Here is a 22,661-nt window from a genome sequence, read left to right as displayed (position 1 = left end):
GGCGGATCGCCCGCAGGTGCCGAAGGACGATCCGCCTCAAGTCGTACGGGTCGGGCTGCCCCCACCTCCTGGAGGGGTAGACGGAGCGACGTCCGTATCGGCCCGGCCCGGCGCCGCCGGCGCACGGTCACCCGATGACGGCCACCGGCGCGTCGACCAGGTCCCGGTCGATGGTCAGCTTCCGGCCGCCGTGGGTCTCCGACACCTCCCCCGCGTACTGGTGGATGCGGCGGTGCGGCTGCCAGGCGGACTTCGCCAGGATGCGTTCCTTGTCCGTGGAGGCGGTCACGCGCCAGCGGGCGAACCACATCACCGAGGGCAGCGAGTCCGTCCCGGACCGGCGGGCGCGCTCCATGTGACGGACGCCGGACTCGGCGCTGCTGTAGAAGCCCGGCACATAGCCGTGGCGGTTGACGGTGGCGCTCCAGGAGCGGATGAAGGCGAGCGTGGTGGACGCGCAGTCCTCGTCCTTGTCGTCGTACGCCTCCATGTCGAGGTAGACCGGACTGCCGGGCAGGATGCCCAGCTGCGCGGCCCTGTTCACCGCCTCGACGGCCTCGTCGGCACCCTGGTCCTCGGGCGCGTCGGCCGGGATGGGGACGGACCGCTTGGTCTCGGAGCGGACGCAGGGCGACTGCGAGCCGACGTAGAGGGGGAGCACGCGCCAGCCCATGTCGCGGGCCCCGGTGAGCCAGGCGGCGCTGAGCCAGCGCTGCCGGGGGCAGGCCCGCCCGGACCCGGCGAAATAGATGCCGACGGCGCGGTACTGGGAGGTCTTCCACGCCCTGAGGGTGACGAGCGACGGGGCCTCACAGGTGTCGAACGCCCGCCCCCGGAACACGGCGCGGGCCTGGACCATCGGCGGCTTCAGCGCGTCGGCCGCAGTGGCGGGGACATCAACGGCCGGAAGCTGGGCCACGCCCGCCATCAGGGCGACAAGATATCCGATGATCTTCCTTCGTGGGTGCATACGGCGAAGTCAAGGTCCACGATCCCACGCACCTTCGGTGACACGCCCTCGATTCATCCGTCTGCGCCGAGAAGCAGCCCGGACGTGGGAACTGTCCCTTCTGTGATGACACATCCTTTGAATCCCGGTTCGGGTGATGCCCCGTCAGGGGGACGGAGCGCCCGACGGAGAGGAACGCGCCGCTCCACCGCGGCCGAACTCCACTGCCGGGCCCGGCCGATGCAGCAGACGGACCATCAACTTCGTCGGATCACAAGGGCACAGACCGAACACCCCCCGAAGAAGCCGCGCCCGCGAAGGAACCGCGCACACAAGGAAACGACCGCGCGACGGGCACCGAGGTCCCGTCGCGCGGTCGTTCAGACCCTGTCCACGATCACCACACCCATGGTCACCCCGACCGGGTCGGGGTGACCGCCACCTCAGTGGCCGTGGATGCTGGTGAAGACGATCCGTACGTTCTCCTGCTGGATGTGCGTGTGACCGGAGCCCGTCACACTGGCCGTATTGTCCTGATTCGTTGCTCCTGTGCCGGTTGCCACCTGCTGGGTCGTCGTGGAGTTGCCGTGGTTGCTCCCCCCGACTCCGCTGCCCACGACGCCGGCGATCGCCGCGTTGGAACCCCTGTTGGCGAGCTGGCCGTGGTGACCGTCGTCCGAGGCCTGGGCGACCCCTGCGAAGAGGAACGCGGCCATCGGGAGAGCGGCTACGGCGGCGAGGATACGGGCTGCAGTGCGGGTGCTTGCCATGTCATGCCTCCAGAACGGAACTGCTGTTTCTTGCGGGGTGGTTGGCCGGCCGCCCCAGCGGTGGATCGACGTCGCGACACCAGGTTTGCCCACCGAATCTCCACCGAACCCCCCGCCGCTCCCCATTCCCTCGCAAGCATGACCGTCCAGGAATAAACCTTCACCACATCCCCAAGTCCCCACATCGCCGCCCACACCCCTCCCTCAACGCCCTCACCCCCCAAAAGCCCCAAGCACCGAATCGTTTCGGCACAAATTCGGCCAAGTTGATTTCGGCCACCTCCCATCCCCCCTGGTGGACAAGGGATTTGAGCACCGGCCCGGCTCCCGCCCGGCCCGAAACGGGGACGTCCAGCATGACCGGCCCTTCCCGGACCGGACCCGGCCGGAACGATTCCGCGGCCCGCGACAGCGCGTCCGCACCGGCCGTGCGGCCCCCGGGATTCCGGGCCGCGCCGATCCCCCGGAACAGTCCGCGAACACCAGCGTCCGCACAGGAAGGTGCCCGATGAACCTCATACTCCAGGCCCTGCCCGTCGCCGCCCCGACCGTCGGGTGGGCGGTCCACGCCCTCTTCCTCGTCCGCCGTCTCCGCACCGCCCGCACGGACCCGCTCACCGGCCTGATGTGCCGAGACGAGTTCACCTCCCGCGCCCTGCGCGCGATCCGCCGCCCGCACACCGCCGTCCTCCTCCTCGACCTCAACGGCTTCAAGCAGATCAACGACACGCACGGACACGCGGTGGGCGACCAGGTCATCGCCGCGGTGGGCCACCGGCTCGCGGCCTGGTGCGCCTCCCGCGGGGGCTTCGCCGCGCGGCTCGGCGGCGACGAGTTCACCGCACTGGTCCGGCTCGCCCCGGACGCGGACCTCGACGCCGAACTGACCTACGGACTCTCGGCCCTCATCTCCGCGCCCCTCGACACCGGCGGCGTCACCCTGGCCCCCCGCGCCTCCATCGGCCTCTGCCACACCGCGCACCGGCCCGGCGCCGAGCTCTCCGAACTCCTGCGCGGCGCCGACGAGGCCATGTACACCGCCAAGCGCCTCGGCGACCACTGGCGCACGGCGGGACCGGCCGGCGCGTACCCCACCGTGACCGGCCGCCGCGCCGGCCGGCCCGGCGCACACCTGACCCTGCTGGCGCCGGCCCGGCGCCGGGCGGCGTCGTAGGACGCGGCCGGACACCTCCGCCCGGCAGGCGCCGGACAACATCTGTGCAGGTCACGGCAGTTGTCAGTGGGGTCCTGTTCAATCAAGACATGGACCTTCGCCTTACGCCCGCATCCCCACCAGCGCTGCCGTCGTCAACCACACCGTCTTCGACACCGAGTTCACCGACTGTGCGTTCGCCGGAGACCGGTCCCGAGGACCGGCCTTCGCGCCCCCCGAAGAGAGAAGGGGTGCCCCGGTTACCGGAGCACCCCTCTCCACCCGGCCGGATGGCCACATGGCGGAGGCTGAGGGATTTGAACCCTCGGTGACATCGCTGCCACGACGGTTTTCAAGACCGTTCCCTTAGGCCGCTCGGGCAAGCCTCCCCACGTCACGACCTGCCGCGACGCGGGGACAGCCTACCGGGTGCCGATCGAGGACGTGCAGCCCCGCCCGGAGGGTGGACGGGGCCGTGGGCGGGCGTCACTTGTCGCCCGTGCGCTCCCCGAGGGTGATCTCCGTGGTCTTCTGCTTGCCGTCACGGATATAGGTGACGGAGACCTTGGTGCCGGGCTTGTGCGTCCAGATTTCGCTGATCAGGGTCGGGCCGCTGTCGACCTTGGTGTCGCCGAGCTTGACGATCACATCGCCGGGCTTGAGGCCCGCCTTGTCGGCCGGACCGCCGGGGGTCACGGCCGGGGAGCCGCCCGAACCGTTGGAGACGATGCGGGCACCGCCGCCGGCGTCCCTCATGTTCACCGTGGCCTCGATGACCGGGTAGACCGGCTTGCCGGTCCTGATCAGCTGCTCGGCAACGTTCTTCGCCTGGTTGATCGGGATGGCGAAGCCGAGGCCGATGCTGCCGGACTGGCCCTGCGCACCGGGCAGGCCGCCGCCGTTGTTGGCGGACTGGATGGCCGAGTTGATGCCGATGACCGCGCCCTGCGCGTTGAGCAGCGGGCCGCCGGAGTTGCCCGGGTTGATCGAGGCGTCGGTCTGGAGCGCGCTCATGTACGACGCGTTGCTGCCGCCGCCGTCGCTGGAGGCGACCGGGCGCTTCTTGGCGCTCACGATGCCCGTCGTGACGGTGCCGGACAGGCCGAAGGGCGCACCGATCGCGACCGTCGCGTCGCCCACCGCGGCCTTGTCCGAGTCGCCCAGCGGGAGCGGGTTGAGCTTGGCTCCGGAAGGGTTCTTCAGCTTGATGACCGCGACGTCGTAGCCCTGGGCCCGGCCGATGACCTCGGCGTCGTACTGCTTGCCGTCGGAGAAGGTCACCGAGAGCTTGCCGCCGTCGGCGGCCGAGGCGACCACGTGGTTGTTGGTGAGGATGTGGCCCTGGGTGTCGTAGACGAAGCCGGTGCCCGTGCCGCCCTCACCCCCGCTGCTCTGCGCCTCGATGGTGACGACGCTGGGCAGGGCCTTGCCCGCGATGTCCGCGACGGAGCCCGGGGTCCGGCTGGCGAGCTTCGGGTCGCCGGAGGCGGAGACGGTGGTGGAGCTCGTGTCGCTCCGGTCCGCCGCCCAGTAGCCGATGCCGCCGCCGGCCGCTCCCGCGACCAGGGCCGCCGCCAGCACCGCGGCCACGAGCCCGCCGCGCCGGCGCCGCGGCGGCTCGGGGGCGCCCCAGGAGGCGAGCGGGACCAGAGGCCCGTTGCCGGAGGCGTCCCCGTAGGCCGGGGCGCCGTATGGCTGTTGCGGGGCACCGGCGGCGTTGTACCAAGGGCCGCCGGCGGGGGCCTGCGGCGCGGCCGGGGCGCCCTGCTGCTGAGCACCGGCTCCGGCGGGCGGCGCCGGCGGGACGGCGGGCATCTGCGCCGTCCCCCCGTCCGGAGCCGACGCGGGCGCGGCGGCCGGGGGCGCCGGGACGGCGGGCGCGGCGGGCGCGGCGGGAGACTCGGCGGGCTCCGCGGGAGGGTTCGCCCGAGCGGGGCGCTCCGCGTCCTGCGGCGCCGGAGACCCCTGCGGCCCGGCCGCGGACGGAACTGCGGCGCCCTCGTTCTCGGTGCTCACGGTGGTCTCCTCATCAGGTGCACATCGGGTCGTACGCGGCCGTGGCCGTGCGGGCGGGCCGGGGCCACACCGGAACACCTACCCTGACCAGCCTTCACCATCGCCCGTCAGGGCGCCGTAAGCGGAGGCTGTGTGCGGCGGTGCCCGAACGGGCCGGCGGGGTGTCGAGCGAACAACCGGACAAACACCCCATGCGCGATTGTGCCAGGCGGTGGCACGATAACGCGGTGACCTTCGCCCAACCGGCCCCGGCCCCCCGGCCGGGACGCCCCGCCCCGGCCGTCGTCGCCCACCGCGGAGCCTCCGACGACGCCCCGGAACACACCCTCGCCGCCTACCGCAAGGCGATCGAGGACGGCGCGGACGCGCTGGAGTGCGACGTCAGGCTGACCGCCGACGGGCACCTGGTCTGCGTCCACGACCGCCGCGTCAACCGCACGTCCAACGGCCGCGGCGCAGTCTCCACCCTGGAACTGGCCGACCTCGCGGCGCTCGACTTCGGCTCGTGGAAGGGCGGGGCGGCCGATACCGAGGAGCCCGACACCGAGACGTCCGGCCCCGACCGCACCGCCGTCCTCACCCTGGAGCGGCTGCTCGAACTGGTCGCCGACGCGGACCGCCGCGTCGAGCTCGCCATCGAGACCAAGCACCCCACCCGCTGGGCCGGCCAGGTCGAGGCCCGGCTCCTCGACCTGCTCGGCCGCTTCGGCCTGGCCGCCCCGCCGCCCGGCGAGCCCTCGCCCGTCCGCGTGATGAGCTTCTCCGCCCGCTCCCTGCACCGGATCCGGGCCGCTGCCCCGGCGATCCCGGTGGTCTACCTGATGCAGTTCGTCTCGCCGCGGCTGCGCGACGGACGGCTGCCGCCGGGGGTGCACATCGCCGGCCCGAGCATCCGGATCGTCAGGAACCACCCCGGCTACGTGGCCCGGCTGCACCGCGCGGGACACCGGGTGCACGTGTGGACCGTCAACGAGCCGGAAGACGTGGAGCTGTGCCTGCGGCTCGGCGTGGACGCGGTCATCACCAACCGCCCCAAGGCGGTGCTCACCCAGCTCGGACGGCGCTGAGAACGGGGGCCGATTCCGCGGCCCCGGCCGGGCCGACGGGCTTCTCCGCGCCCTCCCGGGGCGCCCGTGCGCCGTCGGGTGAGTCCGTACGCCCCCGCGCCCGTCACCGGGAGTGCACCGGCGCGTTCGGTACGTGTCCGGCCGGGCCGAGTGCCCCACCGGGCACGGAGTGGCCGGTTTCCGGTCCAGTCCATTGGGGCATTCATCCCCTGACGTGGGGCAAAGGAGGTCTCGGGGGTGGCGTTGGTGGTGGCGCAGGAGGTGCCCACATCGTCGGTCATGGCCGTACCCCATGGTCCAGCCGGTGTGGGCGAAGCGAGACACCGGATGCGCAAGGATCTGCGCGCCAGCGGGGTACCGGATTCGGTCATCGACGACGCCGTACTGATCCTTTCCGAACTGCTCAGCAATGCCTACCGGCACGGGCGTCCGCTGGGCCGGGACGGCGGTGCGGGCGAGGGCGAGGGCGAGGGCAACGGCGGGATCCGGGCCGCCTGGCGCGTCGACGAGCGCGGCCGGCTCACCGTGGAGGTCACCGACGGCGGCGGGCCCACCCGACCATTTCCGGCCACTCCTTCGGTCACGGCCCGCGGCGGCCGCGGCCTCAACATCATCAGCGCGCTGTCCCAGGAGTGGGGTGTCCGGGACGCCTCGGGAGAGGTGACCGTATGGGCCGCGCTCTCCGCGCGCGCCGGTTTCGCTACGCGCGTCGACCTCACCCCCCAGCTCGACTTCTCCGACCTGGACGGGCTGGTGTGACACCGCCGGGCACGCCCCCGCGGGACGTCCGCCCGAGCCCGTAGGGCAAGCACTCCCCCCTCGCCCGCCGAGCCGTACGACGACGGCCCGCGCACCCCGGCCGGGCGTCCGCACCCCGCGCCCGGGCGCACCGGACTCGGCCCTCCGCACAACCCGCCCGTGCTGCCGCGGACGGCGCCCGGCCGGGCGCTAGGCTCGCGCCCGTACCAGCCGGACGCACCGACACGGGAGACATTCACGCCATGGCCAAGAAGCGCCGCCCCCAGACCAAGGCCGCCGCACCGCGGCCCGGCGACGGCACGGTCCCTGTCGTCGGCGCCCGCGAGCCCTGCCCCTGCGGCTCCGGCCGGCGCTACAAGGCCTGTCACGGCGCCGCGGCGACGCACGCCGTGACCGAGCTGGTGCAGCGCCCGTTCGAGGGGCTGCCGGGCGAGGCCGACTGGGTCGCGCTGCGCGAGCTGGTCCCGGCCGCGACCGTGGAACTCCACCTCAAGGACGGGCTCCCCGAGGGCGTTCCCTCGGTGACCCTGGCCACCGTGCTGCCCATGGCCTGGCCCGCCCTGCGCCGCGACAACGGCGCGGTCCTGCTCGGCCTGCAGAACGACACGGCGACCGGTGACATCAGCCGCGACCTGGCCGACACCCTGCAGCGGGCCCTGGTCGCCGAGCCCGGCACCCCCGTCGCCGCCGGGCGCACCGCGGCCGACGGCCCCCGGCTCCAGGACCTGCTGGACCCGGCCGCTCCGTTCGAGCCGGCCGTGCACACGGGTTTCGAGTTCTGGATCGAGAACGCGGAGAACGCCACCGGCGAGGTCGCCGCCTCCCTGGAGCGCGCCAACGCCGCCGCGATCCCGACCGTCCGCCTGGACTCCGTCGGGGGCGCGTACTGGTGCGAGGTGCCCGAGAAGAACCACCTGCGCTGGGTGATGACCCACCCCGAGGAGGAACTGCTCGACGCGCTCGCCCGGCTGCACGCGGCCGGCGAGTCCTCGCTCGGCGAGGGCACCCGCCTCGTCGGGTCGTTCCGGGCCCACGGTCTGACCGTCCCGGTGTGGGACCTGCCGAGTTCCGTGCGCGCGGCGGACGTCGAGAAGCCGGCCGCGGCCTTCGCGGAGCGGCTGGCCGGTGCGCTCGCCTCGCGGACGCCCCTGACGGCCGACGAACGACGGGCGCGCAACGGTCTCACCAGCCGTCAGGTGACGCTGAACTGATCGGCGGAGCGCTCCTCCGGGCCACACCGGAAGCTCTCGCTCCGGGGGCCCGGAGCGAGTCCCTCGCGTGACTCCTGTCACAACTCCCGCTGTCAGCCCGGAAATCGGCGTCCGGAAATCCACGATCGAATTTGCGAACCGCCGATCTCTTGTTACGGTTCTAGGAGCCCGGTCGCTGGTGCATCCCCCGTCGCCAGCGATCGGGCCTTTCCATGCCCGGACGCCGGAAGACGCCCGCGGGCCCTGCCCGGCCCGCCGCGCCCGGCATCCGACGGCCGCCCCGCCCGCCGTCCCCCCGCCTTCACAGGCCGAGGCCACGACGTTTCTCCACCCCGCACCCGGTACCGCCGACGGGCTACGGCCGGACCCGGCGGACGGAACCGTTCCGGGGGCCGGCGCTAATCCTCGGTGGAGTCCGGCGAGTTGCTCCCGGAGCGGAGGAGCAGCTTCCCTTCGGTCGAGGCGATCTCCGCGACCGCCGTATACGCGCCATGTCCGCGCAGCGTCCGCCGACGGGGCGTCTCACAGGCGTCGGGGGCGTCGGACGCCTCCATCGGGCACTGCATCTGGAGCGACCGGCCGTCCGGGGACATCAGCGTCAGCACACCCGTCAACGGGCCGCCCGTTCCGTTGCGGTAGTAGGTACGGGCCCAGGTCTCCCCGCCCTCCGTCAGGACGCAGGTCTGGGCCTCCAGGCCCTCGGGGGAGTCGAGTTCGGGGCCGCACTGGGCGGTGTCGCGGGGCTCCTCCGGGGCGCCGGACGCGGAGGCCGCGGCCGGGGCGCCGCCGAGGAGACCGGCCGGCTCGTCCGTCGAGGGCGAGGAGGCGAGGGAGGGCACCGCGGCGGGTACGACACCGCCCCGGCCCCCGCCCGCCCTCCGTTCCTTGCCGGCCGGCCAGGCCTTGGCCCGTCCGGCCACCGCCGCCGGACCGGCCGTCGCGGCCGCCAGGGGCAGCACGACGGCGAGCGCCACCACACCGGCGAGCGCCACCATCCGGAGACTGGCTGCATGTTGCTGGGACACGCCGGGCACACCGGACGCACGCTCCATGGGACCACCTGCGACTCGCCGCGGACACTGGATACTTCGCGGGACGGCTGAGGGCCCACCCCGCCCGGACCGACGGCGACCACAGGCGCCCGGTCGAAACCCGCCGGAGAACCCGGCGTTCGACCGGCACGGCATCCGACGCGGGTCCGCCCCCGAACATAGCGGCCGGCACCCCGTCCTCCCGGCCCGTCCACACCCGATTCCCGCAGTTCTCGGCGCGGCTTACACCCGTAAGAGTGAGAGCGCGTGCGTCTCCCGTCCGTACGCGCTCCCACGGGCTGCCGCGCCCGGCGATCCGCGCGGCGTCAGTGCGCCAGCCTGCTCCCGCCGCCCTGCGAGCCGGTGGCCGCACTCTGCTCGACCAGGACGTCGACGAGCGAGGCCACGTCCGGGAGCCAGGGCCGGGCGTCCTGTGCCCCGGCGGACGGGCGCGGCGCGCGCGGCCGTCCCGACGCCGGCACCGCGGGCTGCGGCGTCCGCTCCCAACGGGCCCGGCCGGGGCCCGTCGCCGACGGCGGGAGGACGACGTACCCGCCGTCGCCGTGGAAGCGCAGCGAACCCGGCACCCATTCCTGGCGGTGCAGCAGATCGCCGAGGACCTCCAGCGAGTACGGCGCCACCAGGAGGGTCCAGCGCGCCGGGGTGGCGACCACCGGACCGAGGCGGACACCCGCCCGGTCGAGGGCCGCCAGCGCGCGCGCCCCGGCGACGGCGGGCAGGCTCACGGCGCAGGCCGCGCTCCCGCCGGTGGCCAGGACGACGGGCGCCTCGGGCCGGTTGGTCCACCACCAGCCGACCATCCGGGCGTCCGTGGTGGCCGCCAGCAGCCCCGGGTCGAAGGGGTGGGCACCGGGGGCCGCGCAGTCGGGGTGGGCACAGCCGCACTCGCGCACGCGGCCGATGCCGGGCCGCAGGCCCACACCGGGGAGCACCGGCCACTTCCACTCCGTCGCGTAGGTGAGGGCCGCGGTGACCACCGCGGACCGGCCGGACCGCCGGAGCGAGAGCTTGCGTCGCCTTCCGAGGATCTCGCGCATGAGCGCTCGTTCCTTTCCGTGAACGCCGAGGGTGGCCCCGGCCGGAGCCGGGGACCGTGATGGCACTGCACTTCGTTGCGGATCACTTCGTTGCAGATCCCGGCGCTGTGGGTGACAGCGCCGCGATGTCGCACTACATGGCACTACGGGCACCGCGTGGCGCGGCACTCAACGCGCCGCCGGCCTTCATGGTCGGCGCACCACATGGATCACAGGTCACTGCGCGTACAACGCAGCGCATCACGCCTGGGGCCGAGCGTGAAACATGGCGGAGGGTGGCGCACGCATGGCGCTTGGTGCTGGGGCCGGTATGCCCCTCGCCCACGGCATGGGTTCCCCCACGCCGCTCGGGGACGGACACGGCCGTTGCCGGGTAAGACGCCCGGCCCCGCTGCCGGGTTCCGGGGCGCCCCCAACTGCCCCTGTCCTTCCTCGAGTACGTACCCACCGCGGTGGCGGTGACGCGCTGTCGAGCAACGCCAGTCGACCGCAAGGGGGTGGGCACGGCACTATTTTCCGGCCAACTTCAAAACCCCTCAGACACCATCATTCCCACTGGTCCAATGCTGGACATTGCCTCACCGGGGCGTGTACATGTGGAGGCCCCCATAGCACGCACCACGACAGGGGGTTCGCCGTGCTATTCCCTGCCACGCACAGGCCGATGGGCTGGCCGGACGGGCTCACCGAAGCCCTCCGCAGGCTCCGGCGCGCGGACTGCCGGGCCGTCTCCGCCCCACCCCTCCGGAGCAGACGGCCATGAACGCCCCCCACCTCCCGAAAGTGGCCGGAATCGATCCTCCTGTTCCTGCCCCGACCCTGTCTTCTGCTTCCGGCACGACCTCCGGAACCTCCGATTCCCTTGCTACCACGGGCACTTCCGGCCCCACGGACCCCTCTGGTGCGAGCTCTCCTCCCTCCACCCCCACGGCCCTCTCCGGTGGCCAGGCTCCCCATCTCCTCGTCCAGGACCGCCTCGCCCGCTGGGTCTCCGATCTCACCTCGCTCCAGGAGCTCACCGAGCGCCTCTCCCGCACCACCGACCTCGAAGCCGCGCTCCATGAACTCCTGCACGCCGGGGCCACACTCGTCGGCGCCGGCCGGGGCCTGGTCACCCTGCACCCCGTCGACGACTCCGGCCGGGCGCTGACCGTCACCCTCGGACTCGGCCCTGCCGACCTCGGCCATCTCGAGACCATTCCGCACGGAACGGCGCCCTCCGCCCCGTCCCGCCCGTACGTGGGGCTCCTGGAGGACCTGCCCCCCGTCGGCGCCCGTTCGGGAACGGCCCGCCCCGACATCCCCGCCGAGGAGGACCTCGACCCCCGTCACCGCGCGGTCGCCTCCCGCCTCGGCTACGCCGCCAGCTACGCCGTACCGCTGGACACCGCGGCCCCGGCCGGCGCGGCGGCCGGCCGGATCGGCGCGGCCGTCTGGCTCTACGACGAGCCGGCCGAGCCCGACGAGCGCCGACGCCACCTGGCCTGCCTCTACGCCGCCCACGCCGCCGAGCACCTGGCCCGGCTGCTGGAGCTGGGCCGCGCCCGGGAGGCCCTCGCCACCCTCCGCGAGGAGCTGCTGCCCACCCGGCTGCCCCACGTCCCGGGCGTACGGCTCGCGGTCCGCCACCGCACCGGGCCGTGCGGCGGCGGCGACTGGTACGACGCGCTGCCGCTGCCCGAGGGCGCGCTGGGCCTGGCCGTGGGCGGAATCACTGGTTCCGGCCCGGGTGCCCTGGCCGCGACGGGCCGGCTGAGGGCCTCGCTGCGGGCCTACGCGGTGATGGAGGGCGAGGATCCGGTCGCCGTCCTCTCCGATCTCGAACTCCTCCTGCGGCTCACCGAGCCCACCCGTTCCGCCACCGCCCTCTTCGCCTACTGCGAACCGGCGGCCCGGAAGGTCGTCCTCGCCGCGGCCGGGCACTGCTCGCCGCTGATCATCGGCGACCGCCGCACCGAGTACGTGGACACCTCGCTCTCGGCCCCGCTCAACATGCTCACCTGCTGGGAAGCGCCCAGCGTGGAGATCGAGCCGGCCCCGGGCGAAACGCTCCTCCTCTACAGCGACGGCCTGCTGCACCGCACCGGCGACGCGATGGACCGGGCCTTCGCCCGGCTGCACGCCGCGGCGGCCGGCGTGCCCCGCGAGGCCCGCCGCGACCCGGAGGCCGTGGCCGACCATGTCCTGCGCGCCGTGCTGCCGGACGACGGGGACGGGACGAAGGTCCCGGACCCGTCCGGCGACGGGGCGGGCGAGGACGTCGTCCTGCTGGTCGCGCACTTCGAGTGACCGGGCCCGGTCCCGGTCCTACGGCCCTTCTCGGCCACGTTTCCCCGCACCTACGATGGAGGGCGGCCCCGTTCGAGGAGGAGAGCATGACCGACCAGCCCGCACCCGAGAACCCCGAAGGTGACGAGCCGATCAAGCAGCGGAAGAACGGCCTCTACCCCGCCGTCTCCGACGAGCTTGCCGAGAACATGAAGAACGGCTGGGCCGACACCGAGCTGCGCGACCTGCAGCCGATACCGCAGGCCCAGGAGACCGCGCGGCGCCGCGCCGAGCTCTCCGCGCGCTTCCCCGGCGAGCGGCTGGTGATCCCCGCGGGCAACCTCAGGACCCGCTCGAACGACACCGAGTACTCCTTCCGCGCCTCGACCGAGTACGCGTACCTCACCGGCGACCAGACCCAGGACGGCGTCCTGGTCCTGGAGCCCGCCGGCGACGGCCACAAGGCCACGCTCCACCTGCTGCCCCGTTCCGACCGGGAGAACGGCGAGTTCTGGCTCGACGGCATGGGCGAGCTCTGGGTGGGCCGCCGCCACAGCCTCACCGAGGCCGAGCGGCTCTACGGGATGCCCTGTGCGGACGTCCGCGAGCTGGCCGCCGCCCTGGCGGAGGCCACGGGTCCGGTCCGCGTCGTCCGCGGCCACGACGCCGGCGTCGAGACGGCCCTGACCGACAAGGTCACCGCCGAGCGCGACGAGGAGCTGCGCATCTTCGTCAGCGAACAGCGCCTGGTGAAGGACGCGTTCGAGATCGGCGAGCTGCAGAAGGCCGTGGACTCCACCGTCCGCGGCTTCGAGGACGTCGTGAAGGTGCTCGACAAGGCCGAGGCCACCTCCGAGCGCTACATCGAGGGCACCTTCTTCCTCCGCGCCCGGGTCGAGGGCAACGACATCGGCTACGGCTCGATCTGCGCCGCCGGTCCGCACGCCACCACCCTGCACTGGGTCCGCAACGACGGCCCGGTCCGCTCCGGCGAACTGCTGCTGCTGGACGCGGGCGTGGAGACCCACACCCTCTACACCGCCGACGTCACGCGCACCCTGCCGGTCAACGGCCGCTACACCGAGCTCCAGCGCAAGATCTACGACGCGGTGTACGAGGCCCAGGAGGCGGGCATCGCCGCGGTCAAGCCGGGCGGCAAGTTCCGCGACTTCCACGACGCCGCGCAGCGCGTGCTGGCGGAGAAGCTGGTCGAGTGGGGCCTGCTCGAGGGCCCGGTCGAGCGCGTCGTCGAGCTCGGTCTGCAGCGCCGCTGGACCCTGCACGGCACGGGCCACATGCTCGGCATGGACGTCCACGACTGCGCGGTCGCCCGCACCGAGGCGTACGTCGACGGCGTCCTGGAGCCCGGCATGGTGCTGACCGTCGAGCCCGGCCTCTACTTCCAGGCCGACGACCTGACCGTGCCCGAGGAGTACCGGGGCATCGGCGTCCGCATCGAGGACGACATCCTCGTCACCGAGGACGGCAACCGCAACCTCTCGTCGGGTCTGCCGCGGACGTCCACGGACGTCGAGGCGTGGATGGCGGGCCTCAAGGGCTGACCTCCGCCAACGGGGCGTACGGAAGGGGCCGCCGGGACCTGTGAGGTCCCGGCGGCCCCTTCCTTTCATTCCCTCCCGGGATCAATTCCCGCCGGAGGGCGGCCCGTCAGAGGGCGAGCAGCGCACCGCTCGCGACCCTGGTGTCCCTCAGCGGCCGGAGGGCGAGCCGCATCAGGACGAGGGCGTTGTCGTCCCCGGCGATGCGGTTGGCGCCGAGTTCGCCGCAGGCCAGGCACTGATGGACGATCAGCCATTCGCCGTCCGGGCGTACGGACATGCTCAGCGCCTCCATGCGGCCCCGGCAGGACGCGGCGCGGTCGCCCGGGACCCGGCGGTCGACATGGAGACTGGCCAGGCAATTGGGGCAGTGGTTGCGATGGGCGGTGCCCGGCGCGTCGGGGGAGATGTCCAGACCGCAGCCGACGCACCGGAAGGCGTTCGTCCGGTGGCCGTCGCGGCCGTGGAGGACATCCTTGCGACGCTGTGGACGGCGGGACCGGCGCGGGGTGTTCTTCCGTCGTGACATGGCGCGGCCCCTCACAGATCCCCGAACGCTTCGAGGGGGAAGGGAGGTTGGGCCAGCGGGCGCACCGCCATGCGCATCAGGATGAGCTGGTTGTCGTCCGTGCAGACGGGGCTGGACGTCAGCTCGTCGCAGCGCACACAGCGGTGGATGACCATCCAACTGCCGTCGCGCAGGACGGCGATGGAGATCGGGGTCATCCGTGCACGGCAGTCGGACGGACCGCCCTCGACGTGGTCGACGACATGCCGCGAGTGCAGACACGACGGACAGTGATTGCGCCGGCTTCCGTCGGCGGCGTGCGCGGAGACGGTCAGGCCGCAGCGTACGCAGGTGAACGTGCTGGTCTTCAGGATGTTGTGGGAGTCGGACACCCGGGGGCTCCTTGCTGGGAAGTTCTCGATGACAGCAGGAGTCGGCCGAGCGGCCTGGGGCACCGGATCCGCGTCCGGTCCGCCCGCCGCAACGGGGCGGCGAAGAGCGGCTGTTACGCGGTGCGGCGAGGCGCGCTCGGCGCCGGCCGGGTCGTCGACATGAACACCTGTCCCGGGTCGGGCGGGCCCGAGGGCCCGAGGCGGAAGGTCTGGAACGCCGCCAACGTAGCAGCGGCGCGGAGGCGGCTGCCATCGATTTTCGGGGGGGCGACCAAGGGGCGGCCAAGCAAAGGCAACACATGTCGCATTAGCTCTTGCGGGCGGGGTGCCGCGCATGCCATGCTCTCTCTAACGCGACATCGGTTGCATTACTTCTCGCCCGCCCGTCCCGGAGGGAGTCCTCATGACCGCCACCACGATCCCCGACCCCACCGTTCTGCATCCGCTCGCCGGCCACGACCGGGTCGTCCTGCTGCGGTCCCTGGTCTCGGACCCCCGCATCGAGGTGGGCGAGTACACGTATTTCGACGACCCGGACGGGGCCGAGGAGTTCGAGAGCCGCAATGTGCTCTACGCCTACGGCACGGAGCGGCTGGTGATCGGCAAGTACTGCGCCATCGCCGCCGGCACGCGCTTCATGATGCCGGGCGCCGCGCACCCCACGATGGGTGTTTCGACCTTCCCGTTCACCATGTTCGGCGGCGCCTGGACCGAGCGGACCCTGGACCTCGTCACAGACCTGCCCAGCCGGGGCGACACCGTGATCGGCAACGACGTCTGGATCGGCTATCAGGCACTGATCATGCCCGGGGTCCGGATAGGCGACGGGGCCGTGATCGCGGCGGGTTCGGTGGTGACCGGCGACGTCGAGCCCTACACGATCGTCGGCGGCAACCCGGCCCGGCCGATACGCCGACGCTTCGACGACGCCGACGTCGAGCGGCTCCTCCGCGCGGCCTGGTGGGACTGGCCCGTGGAGCTGGTCACCGAGCATGTGCGCACGATCATGGCCGGGCGCCCGGCGGAGATCGAGCGGATAGCCGAGGAGCTCGCGGAGCGGAAGGCGGCGTGAAGGCCCTGCCCGCCGGGGCCGGTCACGAAGCGGGCCCGGTCACGAAGCGGTTCTGATCAGGAAGCGGGCCCGGTCACGAAGCCCTGAGGAGCGCCGCGTCCTCGCGCCACTTGAGGATCTTGTCGAAGGTGACCACGGCGCCCTGCCGTCCCGGGCGGTTGCGGACATGGACGTTGTCCGTCAGGGACTCGATCAGAAAGAGGCCCCGCCCGTGTTCGTCATGGGCGGGGGCCGGGGGCCTCGTCTCCAGGCGGCGGGCGGTCCTGCGGCGTTCGCGCAGTGGCGCGGGGCCGGTGAAGCCCGGTCCGGAATCGGTGACCTCGATACGACAGGTGTCGCCGTCGATGCGGGCGGTCACCCGGTAGCCGGTGGAGGAGTCACCACCGTGCTCCACGGCGTTCGCACACGCCTCGCTGAGGGCGACCGCCAGGTCGTAGGCCGTCTCGGGGTCGACCCCGGCCGTCTCCATCGCGCCGACCAGCAGCCGCCGGGCGAGCGGAACGCTCGCGGCCTCGCGCCGCAAGTGGAGTGACCACCAAATGCTCATGCTCAGCCTCCTGGCCGCGGCTCGACATATCGATACCTATAGCCGCGCGCGACAGGTGGTAAGCCTGCCGGGCGTGTGAGTCCGCTCATTCGGCGGACGCGGCGGGAGGGCGCATTGGGGTATGCGGACGACCCTGCCGTGGGGAAGGAGTGAGTCCGGTGGGATGATGACGCAGTCATGCCTCACCCCGTCGCGCGCGCCGGCGCCGATCTGCGAATGATCCGGGCCGCGGTGTTCACCGCGGTCTGTGTTCTGCTGTCCGCGGGCGGGCACGCGCTGGCATCCTGCGCGGCGGTGCCGCTGTGGACCCTGGCCGCGGGCTTCGCGGCGGTGTTCGCCCTGACCGCCCCGCTGGCCGGGCGGGAGCGCTCGCTGCCGGGGATAGCGGCCTGTCTGGTCGTGGGCCAGGTGGTGTTGCACGCCCTGTTCTCCCTGGGCCAGCGCGGGCCGGAGGCGGCCCCCCGCTCCGGGCACGACGGCCCCCTGGTCAGCTTCGCGGGCCGGCTGCTCTGCAACCAGCGGCCCCCGGCCTCCCCGGCCGAGGCGCGCCGGATCATCACGGACGCCGGGCTCGACCCGGCCGCCGCGCACCCCGCGGCGGCCCCGGCCGCGCCCGCGGAGAGCTTCGCCCACGCCCTCGTCCCGTCGTTGCCGATGCTGCTCGGGCACCTGCTCGCGGCCCTGGTCCTGGGCTGGCTGCTGCGGCGCGGCGAGGTGGCGCTGTGGCGCGTGGTGCGGCTGTCGGCGCAGTCGGCCCGTGCGGTCGGCGAGGCGGCGTTCGTCCGGGTGCTGCGCGCCGCGCTGACGTTCGTCCGCGCGTTCCTGGCGGGGACGGCCGACGGGCCGGACGCGCCCGTGCGCCGTACCCATCGGGACGACGAGCGTCCGGTGCGGGAGCCCGAGCTCCAGCACTCCGTGATCAGGCGGGGTCCCCCGCGCCTCGCCCTCGCGGCCTGAGCACGCGACGCACCCTGGCGCTACGGCGGGAGGGCGGTCGCGGCACGGCCGCACGCGCGCCACCCCACCCGCCTCCTCCTGCCCAGGGAGTGTTTTCGCATGAACATCAACACCACCATGAGCGCTGTCAAGCGCACCCGTCGTCCGCTCCGCCTGGCCGTCGTCGGCACCGCCGTCGCGAGCGGCGTCCTGCTGCTGGCCGGCCCCGCCTCGGCGCACGTGAGCGTGCAGCCGGGCACCGCCGAGAAGGGCGGCTACAGCACCGTCTCCATCAAGGTGCCGAACGAGAAGGACAACGCCTCGACGGTCAAGCTCGAACTCGATCTCGATCCCAAGCACCCACTCGTCTCGGTGATGCCACAGGCGGTCCCGGGCTGGGACGTGAAGGTCGAGAAGACCAAGCTCGACAAGCCCGTCCAGATGCACGGCAAGACCATCGACGAGGCGGTCAGCAAGGTCGTCTGGACCGGCGGGAAGATCGAGCCCGGCCAGTTCCAGCAGTTCCCGCTCTCCGTCGGCCAGTTGCCCACCGACACCGGCGAACTGGTCTTCAAGGCCCTCCAGACCTACTCCGACGACGACGTCGTCCGCTGGATCGACCCGTCCAAGCCCGGCGGCGAGGAGCCCGAGCACCCTGCCCCCGTGCTGAAGCTCGTCGACAAGGCGGACGGCAAGAACGGCAAGGAGGCCACGGCGCAGGCCGCGGCCTCCGAGTCCGAGGACGGCGGCTCGTCCGACGGTTCCGACACCACCGCTCGGGCCCTCGGCATCGTGGGCATCGTCGTCGGTGCGGCGGGCGTCGCCTTCGGCGTGCTCGCCGGGCGCCGCCGCACCACAGCCTGACGCACGGACCGGCCGGGCCGGCGGGCCCGTCCCATGACGGACCGCCGGCCCCGCACCACCGACCCATCCCTTTGGAGAAACGCTCCATGCGCACCAAGACCGCGAGCGCCGTGCTCGCCCTCGCCGCCGCGTTCACCCTGACGGCCTGCGGCGGATCCGGCGACAAGGCGGACGGCAAGCCGGCAGCCGACGTCTCGGCCGAGCCCAAGAAGGTCCCCCTGGCCCTCGACACCCCCAAGGCCAAGCCCGACCTGGTCCTCAAGGACACCGGCGGCAAGACCTACGAGCTGGTCAAGGAGACCAAGGGCCGCCCGCTCCTGCTCTACTTCGGCTACACCTACTGCCCCGACGTCTGCTCCACCGTGGTCGCCGACATGGCCGCCGCCGAGAAGAAGCTGCCCAAGGCCGAGCAGGAGAAGCTGCAGATCGTCTTCGTCACCACGGACCCCGACCGGGACACCCCCGAGCGGATGCGCAAGTGGCTCGACGCCCAGGGCGGCCAGGACATCGTCGGCCTGACCGGCTCGTTCGACACCATCCAGGCCGCGGCCAAGCCGCTCGGGATCCTGGTGGACAAGCCCAAGAAGGAGAAGGACGGCTCCATCACCGTCAGCCATGGCGCCCAGGTCGTCGGGTTCTCGCCCAAGGACGACAGCGCCCACTGGATCTACACCGCCGAAACCACCGCCGACCAGTACGCCAAGGGTCTCCCGAAGATCGTCAAGGGAGAGAACCCCTGATGCGCCCCGTGAAGATGAACCGCGCGACCGCCGCCACCGCCGCCGCCCTGCCGCTGCTGCTCGCCGGCGCCCTCGTGCTCGTGACCGGCTGCGGCTCCGGCTCGAAGGACAAGCCCGAGCTGTCGGTCAGCGGCGCCTATCTGCCGCAGCCCGCCATGACGGACATGGCAGCCGCCTACTTCACCGTCAAGAACGACGGCGGCAAGGCCGACCAGCTCACCAAGGTCACCACCCCGCTCTCCGGCGACGTCACCCTGCACTCCACCGAGGGCTCGCAGATGAAGCACGCGGAGAAGCTGGACGTCCCGGCGAACGGCACGCTCTCCCTCTCCCGGGGCGGCAACCACCTGATGCTCGGCAAGCTGGACCACAAGCCCGCGGTGGGCGACAAGGTCGAGTTCACCCTGCACTTCGCCACCTCCGCGCCGGTGAAGATCCAGGTTCCGGTGGAGAGCGCGTCCTTCCGTCCCAAGGGCTGACATCACCATGAGGACCCCGACCGCCGGGCGGCTCGCGGCCCTGCTGGGCACGCTGGCCGCCGCGCTGCTGTGCGTGCTCACGGCCGGCGCGGGCACCGCGTCGGCGCACGCCGCGCTCACCGCCACCGACCCCCGCCAGGGGTCGGTGGTGCCCACCGCGCCCGCCCGGATCGAGCTGACCTTCTCCGAAGGGGTGCTGCTGGGCGCCGATTCGGTCCGGGTGCTCGACCCGCAGGGCACCCGCGTCGACACCGGGAAGCCCGGCCACACGGACGGCCGTTCCGAAACGGCCTCCGTCGCGCTGCGCCCCGGGATCGCCAACGGCACGTACACGGTGGCCTGGCAGGCCGTCTCGGCGGACAGCCACCCGGTGGCCGGGGCCTTCACCTTCTCCGTCGGAGCCCCGTCGAAGACCACGGTCGAGGCCCCCGTCGCCGGGACGGACCCGGTGGTCGGAACGCTCTACGACATCGGGCGGTACGCGGCGTACGCCGGGTTCGCCCTGCTCGTCGGCGGCTGTGTCTTCGCGGGCGTGTGCCGGGCCTCGCGGCCCGTGCAGAAGATCGCGGTCGGCGGCTGGATCACGCTGTTCCTGTCCACGGCCGTGCTGTTGCTGCTGCGCGGCGCCTACACCGGCGGCAAGGGAGCGGGCTCCGTCCTCGACCTCGCGCTGCTCGGCGACGCGCTGTCCACCAAGCCGGGCGCGGCCATGCTGACGCGGCTGCTCCTGCTGAGCGCGGCGGCGGTGTTCCTGGCCGTGCTGTTCGGCTCGTACGCCCGCGAGGACTCCCGCGAAGGCGCCCGCGCGGACGCCCGCGAGGGCGCCCCGCCGCTGCGCGACCGCCCCGCCCTCGCCTACGGCCTGGCCGCCGGCGGCACCGTCGTCGCCGCCGGCCTCGCGGCGACCTGGGCGGCGGCCGAGCACGCCAGCCAGGGCCTCCAGCCCTGGCTCGCCATGCCCGTCGACGTGGCGCACCTGCTGGCCGTCGGGGTGTGGCTGGGCGGTCTCGCCGCCCTGCTCGCCGCGCTCCGCGCGGACGAGGCCCTGCCCCGCGACGCGGTGCGGCGGTTCTCCCGGCTGGCGTTCGGGGCCGTGTGCGTCCTGGTGGTCACCGGGCTCTACCAGGCCTGGCGGCAGGTCGGCAGCTGGTCCGCGCTCACCGGCACGGACTACGGGCGCTGGCTCCTCGTCAAGGTCTCGCTGGTGGCCGTGATGGTCGGGGGCGCCGCGTTCTCGCGGCGGTGGACGGTGCGGCTCGCCGACGGCGTCCGGCCGTCCGGCCCCCGGACCGCGGCACCGGCCGCACGGACCACCGACTCCCCCGAGCGCGCCGCCCAGCTGGCCCGGCAGCGGGCCGCCGTCGCCAAGGCGGCCGGCAAGCGGCGGCGGGACGCCGACCCCGCACGGGCCGGACTGCGCCGCTCGGTCCTCGCCGAGGCCGCCGTCGCCGTCGTCCTGCTCGCCGTCACCACCGTCCTCACCACCACCCAGCCCGGCCGTGCCGAGGTCGAACAGGAGCGGGCGGGGCGGACGGACGGCGGCACGGCACCCGCCACGGCGGGCCGGACCGACGTCACGATCGCCTACGACACCGGGGGGACGAACGGGCGCGGCACCGCCCGCGTCGCCCTCGACCCCGGGCGCCCCGGCGCCAACACCGTCGACGTCGCGCTCACCGACCCCGCAGGGAGGCCCGCCGACGTCCCCGAGGCGACGGTGTCGTTCACCGAGAAGGAGAAGGGCATCGGCCCGCTGCGCGTCCCCCTGGAGCGCGTGTCCGCCGGGCGGCTGCGCGCCTCCGGCTTCCAGCTGCCCATGGCGGGGCGGTGGCAACTCACCCTGACCGTACGGACCTCAGAGATCGACCAGGTCACCGAGATCGAAAACGTAGAGATCAATGACTGAGACATCCGGCAAGGCGAACAAGACCGACAAGAACAAGACGAGCAAGGTGAAGAAGGCGAACAAGGCGAAGCCCGAGCAGCCCGCGCACGACTCCGCGCTCACCAGACGCCGGCTGCTCGGCACCGCCGGCGCCGTGGGCGCGGGCGGCCTCCTCGTCGGCGGACTTGCCGGGGCGGCCGGTGCCGCGGCGGCGCGTGATGACAAGGCGCCGCTGTCCGGCGTCGGCACGGCGGCGCTCCCCTTCCACGGCACGCACCAGGCGGGCATCGCCGATCCCGCCCAGGCCCACGGCCACCTGCTGGCCTTCGACCTCGCCCCCGGCGCCGACCGCAAGGCCGCCGCCGCGCTGCTGCGCCGCTGGTCGGCGACGGCCGCCGAGCTGACGGCCGGACGGACGCCCAAGGGCGACGACACCGGGATCGCGCTGGACGCCGGGCCGTCCTCGCTGACCGTCACCTTCGGCTTCGGCCGGACCTTCTTCGACCGCACCGGCCTGACCGCCAAGCGCCCGTTCGCCCTCGAACCGCTGCCCTCCTTCACCCAGGACGCGCTCGACGCCAAGCGCAGCGACGGCGACCTGTGGGTGCAGATCGGCGCCGACGACGCGTTCGTCGCCTTCCACGCGCTGCGCCTGCTCCAGCGGCAGGCCGGCGACTCGGCCCGGCTGCGCTGGCAGATGAACGGTTTCAACCGCGCGCCCGGCGCCACCGAGCGGCCGCTGACCGGGCGCAACCTGATGGGCCAGATCGACGGCACCAACAACCCCAAGCCCTCGGACGCGAACTTCGACGAACGGATCTTCGTCCCGAAGGACCGCGAGGGCGCGGACGCGTGGATGGCGGGCGGCTCGTACGCCGTCGTCCGCCGCATCCGGATGCTGCTCGACACCTGGGACCACCTGTCGCCGGAGCGCCAGGAGAAGGTGATAGGCCGCCGCAAGTCGGACGGCGCACCCCTGTCCGGCGGCACGGAGACGACGCCGGTCGACCTGGACAAGGTGAACCCCGATGGCTCGCTGGCCATCGCGGGCGACGCCCACATCCGCGTCGCGGCGCCCGAGTCCAACCGCGGCGCGGCCATGCTGCGGCGCGCCTACTCGTACCACGACGGCTTCCGCGACGACGGCGCGCCGGACGCGGGGCTGCTCTTCATCGCCTGGCAGGCGGACCCGATGCGGGGCTTCGTGCCGGTGCAGCGGAAGCTGGACCGGGGGGACGGGCTCTCGCGCTTCCTGAAGCACGAGGCGAGCGGGCTGTTCGCGGTGCCGGGCGGGTGTGCGGAAGGGGAGTACGTGGGACAGCGGTTGCTGGAGGGGTGAGTTCGCCCCGGCCCCGCCCCCGCGCACGGCGCCGCAAGTATCGTGGCAGCGCCACCAG

The 22,661-nt window shown here is 73.3% G+C and carries 20 protein-coding genes, 1 tRNA gene and 1 pseudogene; 13 read left to right on the top strand and 9 right to left on the bottom strand.

The window, feature by feature from the left end; translation table 11 throughout:
• Window positions 1–127 precede the first annotated feature (127 nt).
• Together AB8735_RS20035 and AB8735_RS20030 are read right to left on the bottom strand one after the other, a co-directional pair.
• The gene (locus tag AB8735_RS20035; protein ID WP_344019159.1) at window positions 128–970 is read right to left on the bottom strand and encodes a DUF1906 domain-containing protein; all 843 of its coding nucleotides are present in this window, start codon (window positions 968–970) and stop codon (window positions 128–130) included.
• A 422-nt stretch (window positions 971–1,392) separates the two neighbouring features.
• Complete coding sequence (locus tag AB8735_RS20030) at window positions 1,393–1,719, bottom strand: hypothetical protein (protein ID WP_344019157.1); 327 nt, start codon at window positions 1,717–1,719, stop codon at window positions 1,393–1,395.
• Between the two features lie 508 nt (window positions 1,720–2,227).
• On the opposite strand from AB8735_RS20030, the gene AB8735_RS20025 reads away from it, so the two are divergent.
• Complete coding sequence (locus AB8735_RS20025; RefSeq protein ID WP_372408670.1) at window positions 2,228–2,893, top strand: GGDEF domain-containing protein; 666 nt, start codon at window positions 2,228–2,230, stop codon at window positions 2,891–2,893.
• A gap of 278 nt (window positions 2,894–3,171) precedes the next feature.
• Here AB8735_RS20025 and AB8735_RS20020 read toward each other — a convergent pair.
• Together AB8735_RS20020 and AB8735_RS20015 are read right to left on the bottom strand one after the other, a co-directional pair.
• A tRNA-Ser gene (locus tag AB8735_RS20020) sits at window positions 3,172–3,261 on the bottom strand.
• Window positions 3,262–3,358: 97 nt separating this feature from the next.
• Complete coding sequence (locus tag AB8735_RS20015) at window positions 3,359–4,888, bottom strand: S1C family serine protease (protein WP_372408669.1); 1,530 nt, start codon at window positions 4,886–4,888, stop codon at window positions 3,359–3,361.
• 227 nt (window positions 4,889–5,115) lie between these two features.
• On the opposite strand from AB8735_RS20015, the gene AB8735_RS20010 reads away from it, so the two are divergent.
• The 3 genes and pseudogenes from AB8735_RS20010 (at window position 5,116) to AB8735_RS20000 (ending at window position 7,925) form a co-directional block, all read left to right on the top strand.
• A complete protein-coding gene (locus tag AB8735_RS20010; protein ID WP_372408668.1) occupies window positions 5,116–5,955 on the top strand; it encodes a glycerophosphodiester phosphodiesterase in 840 nt (279 codons plus the stop codon).
• A 150-nt stretch (window positions 5,956–6,105) separates the two neighbouring features.
• Window positions 6,106–6,714, top strand: a pseudogene (locus AB8735_RS20005) (ATP-binding protein).
• 242 nt (window positions 6,715–6,956) lie between these two features.
• Window positions 6,957–7,925 (top strand): DUF5926 family protein, encoded by a 969-nt coding sequence (locus AB8735_RS20000; protein ID WP_372408667.1) that lies wholly within the window; start codon window positions 6,957–6,959, stop codon window positions 7,923–7,925.
• 398 nt (window positions 7,926–8,323) lie between these two features.
• Here AB8735_RS20000 and AB8735_RS19995 read toward each other — a convergent pair whose 3' ends face one another.
• The gene (locus AB8735_RS19995) at window positions 8,324–8,977 is read right to left on the bottom strand and encodes a hypothetical protein (protein WP_372408666.1); all 654 of its coding nucleotides are present in this window, start codon (window positions 8,975–8,977) and stop codon (window positions 8,324–8,326) included.
• A gap of 305 nt (window positions 8,978–9,282) precedes the next feature.
• On the bottom strand, window positions 9,283–10,014 hold the full coding sequence (locus AB8735_RS19990; RefSeq protein WP_344019099.1) for a bifunctional DNA primase/polymerase: 732 nt from the start codon (window positions 10,012–10,014) through the stop codon (window positions 9,283–9,285).
• Between the two features lie 759 nt (window positions 10,015–10,773).
• Between AB8735_RS19990 and AB8735_RS19985 the strand changes: the two genes are divergently transcribed.
• Window positions 10,774–12,303, top strand: coding sequence for a PP2C family protein-serine/threonine phosphatase (locus AB8735_RS19985; protein ID WP_372408665.1), 1,530 nt, complete (start codon window positions 10,774–10,776; stop codon window positions 12,301–12,303).
• An 86-nt stretch (window positions 12,304–12,389) separates the two neighbouring features.
• Complete coding sequence (locus tag AB8735_RS19980) at window positions 12,390–13,844, top strand: aminopeptidase P family protein (protein ID WP_344019094.1); 1,455 nt, start codon at window positions 12,390–12,392, stop codon at window positions 13,842–13,844.
• A gap of 106 nt (window positions 13,845–13,950) precedes the next feature.
• Here AB8735_RS19980 and AB8735_RS19975 read toward each other — a convergent pair whose 3' ends face one another.
• Window positions 13,951–14,370 carry an RNHCP domain-containing protein gene (locus AB8735_RS19975; protein ID WP_372408664.1) on the bottom strand — a complete coding sequence of 140 codons (420 nt, stop codon included), beginning with the start codon at window positions 14,368–14,370 and terminating at the stop codon, window positions 13,951–13,953.
• An 11-nt stretch (window positions 14,371–14,381) separates the two neighbouring features.
• On the bottom strand, window positions 14,382–14,741 hold the full coding sequence (locus AB8735_RS19970) for an RNHCP domain-containing protein (protein ID WP_344019090.1): 360 nt from the start codon (window positions 14,739–14,741) through the stop codon (window positions 14,382–14,384).
• Window positions 14,742–15,144: 403 nt separating this feature from the next.
• On the opposite strand from AB8735_RS19970, the gene AB8735_RS19965 reads away from it, so the two are divergent.
• Entirely contained in the window at window positions 15,145–15,813 is a 669-nt protein-coding gene (locus AB8735_RS19965; RefSeq protein WP_372408663.1) for a CatB-related O-acetyltransferase, read from the top strand.
• A 73-nt stretch (window positions 15,814–15,886) separates the two neighbouring features.
• Here the strand turns inward: AB8735_RS19965 and AB8735_RS19960 are convergent, their stop codons facing one another.
• Window positions 15,887–16,360: an ATP-binding protein gene (locus tag AB8735_RS19960; protein ID WP_199891985.1), complete on the bottom strand. Its 474-nt coding sequence runs from the start codon at window positions 16,358–16,360 to the stop codon at window positions 15,887–15,889.
• Window positions 16,361–16,537: 177 nt separating this feature from the next.
• On the opposite strand from AB8735_RS19960, the gene AB8735_RS19955 reads away from it, so the two are divergent.
• The 6 genes from AB8735_RS19955 to efeB all read left to right on the top strand — a co-directional run bounded on the left by AB8735_RS19955 (window position 16,538) and on the right by efeB (window position 22,603).
• On the top strand, window positions 16,538–17,317 hold the full coding sequence (locus AB8735_RS19955; RefSeq protein WP_372408662.1) for a hypothetical protein: 780 nt from the start codon (window positions 16,538–16,540) through the stop codon (window positions 17,315–17,317).
• 99 nt (window positions 17,318–17,416) lie between these two features.
• Window positions 17,417–18,160, top strand: coding sequence for a YcnI family protein (locus tag AB8735_RS19950; RefSeq protein WP_344019082.1), 744 nt, complete (start codon window positions 17,417–17,419; stop codon window positions 18,158–18,160).
• 86 nt (window positions 18,161–18,246) lie between these two features.
• Window positions 18,247–18,900 (top strand): SCO family protein, encoded by a 654-nt coding sequence (locus AB8735_RS19945; RefSeq protein WP_344019078.1) that lies wholly within the window; start codon window positions 18,247–18,249, stop codon window positions 18,898–18,900.
• Entirely contained in the window at window positions 18,900–19,379 is a 480-nt protein-coding gene (locus AB8735_RS19940) for a copper chaperone PCu(A)C (RefSeq protein WP_344019075.1), read from the top strand. Before AB8735_RS19945 ends, AB8735_RS19940 begins: the two co-directional genes overlap by 1 nt.
• A gap of 7 nt (window positions 19,380–19,386) precedes the next feature.
• Window positions 19,387–21,285: a copper resistance protein CopC gene (locus AB8735_RS19935; RefSeq protein ID WP_372408661.1), complete on the top strand. Its 1,899-nt coding sequence runs from the start codon at window positions 19,387–19,389 to the stop codon at window positions 21,283–21,285.
• Window positions 21,278–22,603: an iron uptake transporter deferrochelatase/peroxidase subunit gene (gene efeB / locus AB8735_RS19930; protein ID WP_344019070.1), complete on the top strand. Its 1,326-nt coding sequence runs from the start codon at window positions 21,278–21,280 to the stop codon at window positions 22,601–22,603. The genes AB8735_RS19935 and efeB overlap by 8 nt, the downstream gene beginning before the upstream one ends.
• The last annotated feature ends 58 nt before the right edge of the window (window positions 22,604–22,661 follow it).

This window comes from Streptomyces luteireticuli (genome assembly GCF_041519305.1).
Classification (GTDB): Bacteria; Actinomycetota; Actinomycetes; order Streptomycetales; family Streptomycetaceae; genus Streptomyces; species Streptomyces luteireticuli.
This window is presented reverse-complemented; position numbering and strand designations above follow the sequence as displayed.

Coding starts and splice junctions, on each gene's coding strand:
- AB8735_RS19995 (WP_372408666.1), bottom strand. CDS start 8,977: ATGGAGCGTGCGTCCGGTGTGCCCGGCGTGTCCCAGCAACATGCAGCC.
- AB8735_RS20000 (WP_372408667.1), top strand. CDS start 6,957: ATGGCCAAGAAGCGCCGCCCCCAGACCAAGGCCGCCGCACCGCGGCCC.
- AB8735_RS19955 (WP_372408662.1), top strand. CDS start 16,538: ATGCCTCACCCCGTCGCGCGCGCCGGCGCCGATCTGCGAATGATCCGG.
- AB8735_RS20030 (WP_344019157.1), bottom strand. CDS start 1,719: ATGGCAAGCACCCGCACTGCAGCCCGTATCCTCGCCGCCGTAGCCGCT.
- AB8735_RS19960 (WP_199891985.1), bottom strand. CDS start 16,360: ATGAGCATTTGGTGGTCACTCCACTTGCGGCGCGAGGCCGCGAGCGTT.
- AB8735_RS19980 (WP_344019094.1), top strand. CDS start 12,390: ATGACCGACCAGCCCGCACCCGAGAACCCCGAAGGTGACGAGCCGATC.
- AB8735_RS19965 (WP_372408663.1), top strand. CDS start 15,145: ATGACCGCCACCACGATCCCCGACCCCACCGTTCTGCATCCGCTCGCC.
- efeB (WP_344019070.1), top strand. CDS start 21,278: ATGACTGAGACATCCGGCAAGGCGAACAAGACCGACAAGAACAAGACG.
- AB8735_RS19985 (WP_372408665.1), top strand. CDS start 10,774: ATGAACGCCCCCCACCTCCCGAAAGTGGCCGGAATCGATCCTCCTGTT.
- AB8735_RS19990 (WP_344019099.1), bottom strand. CDS start 10,014: ATGCGCGAGATCCTCGGAAGGCGACGCAAGCTCTCGCTCCGGCGGTCC.
- AB8735_RS19975 (WP_372408664.1), bottom strand. CDS start 14,370: ATGTCACGACGGAAGAACACCCCGCGCCGGTCCCGCCGTCCACAGCGT.
- AB8735_RS20035 (WP_344019159.1), bottom strand. CDS start 970: ATGCACCCACGAAGGAAGATCATCGGATATCTTGTCGCCCTGATGGCG.
- AB8735_RS19935 (WP_372408661.1), top strand. CDS start 19,387: ATGAGGACCCCGACCGCCGGGCGGCTCGCGGCCCTGCTGGGCACGCTG.
- AB8735_RS20025 (WP_372408670.1), top strand. CDS start 2,228: ATGAACCTCATACTCCAGGCCCTGCCCGTCGCCGCCCCGACCGTCGGG.
- AB8735_RS19950 (WP_344019082.1), top strand. CDS start 17,417: ATGAACATCAACACCACCATGAGCGCTGTCAAGCGCACCCGTCGTCCG.
- AB8735_RS19940 (WP_344019075.1), top strand. CDS start 18,900: ATGCGCCCCGTGAAGATGAACCGCGCGACCGCCGCCACCGCCGCCGCC.
- AB8735_RS19945 (WP_344019078.1), top strand. CDS start 18,247: ATGCGCACCAAGACCGCGAGCGCCGTGCTCGCCCTCGCCGCCGCGTTC.